4 protein-coding genes are annotated in these 1745 nt (G+C 52.6%); 2 read left to right on the top strand and 2 right to left on the bottom strand.

Annotation, left to right across the window (positions count from 1 at the left end; all coding sequences use genetic code 11):
• A partial coding sequence (locus ACH2EH_RS09965) for an HD-GYP domain-containing protein (RefSeq protein ID WP_395141253.1) occupies positions 1–849 on the top strand: 849 nt, incomplete at its 5' end.
• Between the two features lie 85 nt (positions 850–934).
• On the opposite strand, the gene ACH2EH_RS09960 is transcribed toward ACH2EH_RS09965, so the two are convergent.
• Positions 935–1117, bottom strand: coding sequence for a hypothetical protein (locus tag ACH2EH_RS09960; RefSeq protein WP_395141255.1), 183 nt, complete (start codon positions 1115–1117; stop codon positions 935–937).
• Positions 1086–1238: a prepilin-type N-terminal cleavage/methylation domain-containing protein gene (locus ACH2EH_RS09955; protein WP_395141251.1), complete on the bottom strand. Its 153-nt coding sequence runs from the start codon at positions 1236–1238 to the stop codon at positions 1086–1088. Before ACH2EH_RS09955 ends, ACH2EH_RS09960 begins: the two co-directional genes overlap by 32 nt.
• Positions 1239–1310: 72 nt before the next feature.
• Here ACH2EH_RS09955 and ACH2EH_RS09950 point away from each other — a divergent pair.
• A partial coding sequence (locus ACH2EH_RS09950; protein WP_395141249.1) for a Gfo/Idh/MocA family protein occupies positions 1311–1745 on the top strand: 435 nt, incomplete at its 3' end.

Genomic DNA, 1745 nt, shown 5'->3' with positions numbered 1-1745 from the left:
AAAAGAGCACTTGAATTCTTGGTTAATAGTACTGTCTGGACAATACCAACATACCTAGCCGCAGGATGTTTCGTCATCATGTCGACGTGGATATTCACAAAGATACAAGGGGGGCACTACAATGCGATTCCACTTCTTCTTTCTATAATCCCACTTCCTTTTTTCTATTTTAACAATCTTCAATTGCATCGAGAACGTGATGAGGAGCGTGAAAATCGCTTCCAAGAATTAGAGAGTCTTTACTCGTCTCTTGTTCAGGCAATGGGGCGTGCTATTGAAGCCAAAGATCGCTACACAAAAGAACATATTGGTCGCGTTGTGGCAATGTCGTTAGCAATTGGTCAGCAGCTGGGGTTATCGGAAGATAAGCTGAGAGCCCTTGAGGTTGGCGCAGCGCTCCATGATATTGGTAAGATCGCTATTCCTGATACCGTTCTCAACAAGCCGGGCAAGCTCACTCTCGAAGAGTTCGATTTAATTAAAGAGCATGCGGCACTAGGCAGTGATATCCTCCAGCCCATCCCCTTCCCTCCCGAGGTCGTTGAGGCCGTACGCCATCATCATGAGAAGTGGGATGGAACCGGCTATCCAGATAAGCTTATCGGTGAAAAAATCCCCTTCGTGGCGCGTATTGTTGCGGTCGCGGATGTCTACGATGCGCTGACATCCGATCGCCCTTACCGTGCGGCTTGGTCGCACCAAAAGACAATGGAGTTCATGGAGAGCCAAGTCGACACTCATTTCAATCGGGAGGTATTCACTGCCTTTAAAGTGGCGATGCAGGCCAACCCAGAGATGTGCTCCCAAGCCATTGATCCGCCTCTCTCTGTTCTACGTCTTGCGGCCTGAGGCCGTGTAATCAGGGCGTTTTTCTGGACAGTTTTAGCCGCCGCCAAATAGGGGTAGCCCCCGCTGGCAGGCGGTAGTATAACGATCAGGAGGAACGCTGGATGGTGCGTAGGTTCGAACCTCCAGCGACGGCTCGCGCCTCGGAGGTGCTTTTAAGTGGTGGCGATGCCTTGGTTGCGTGCCCGCCGCCCTTTCCTGTGGCGAAAATCGCCTTGACGATCCGGGGCGAAAATGCTTCAGTCTCGTAGTCCGAAAACTGTCCAGACAAACGTCAGGATTACAGTTTCATATTCGAAAGACAAGCGGTCTGGCGGAAAGAGAATCGCGGCAAGAATTGCAATGATTGCGATCACCACGAGAAGTTCGATTAAGGTAAAAACACGTTTCATAGCGAACCTATGATAGAGGCGAGGCAGAGATGCCTTGTTAATTGCAAATTTAAGGGAGGTTAACTTTAGGTTATGCCTGTGCTTCGATGGGGAATTATTGGCTGTGGCGACGTGGCGGAGAAAAAAGGTGGCCCGGCGCTCTACCTAGCGGAAGGCTCCGAGCTAATCGCGGTGATGCGGCGCGATAGAGCCAAAGCGGAAGACTTCGCGCGGCGGCATGGGGCGAAGCGGGCCTATGAAACCGTGGAGATGCTGCTGGCCGACCCGGAAATAGATGCGGTCTACATCGCCACACCCCCTCATTTGCACTGTGCACAGACGCTTCAGGCGGCGGCGGCGGGCAAGCATGTCCTAGTCGAGAAGCCGATGGCGCTGAACACAGCCGAGTGCGAGCAGATGATTGCGGCGTGTCAGAAATTTAATGTCTCGCTCCACGTGGCTTACTACCGGCGCTACTGGCCCAAGTTTCAGGCAATCAAAACCGCGCTGGAGGCGGGGGAGCTAGGC

Origin of the sequence: Armatimonas sp., assembly GCF_043760365.1 — a bacterium.
In the GTDB taxonomy this organism is placed as follows: domain Bacteria; phylum Armatimonadota; class Armatimonadia; order Armatimonadales; family Armatimonadaceae; genus Armatimonas.
This window is presented reverse-complemented; position numbering and strand designations above follow the sequence as displayed.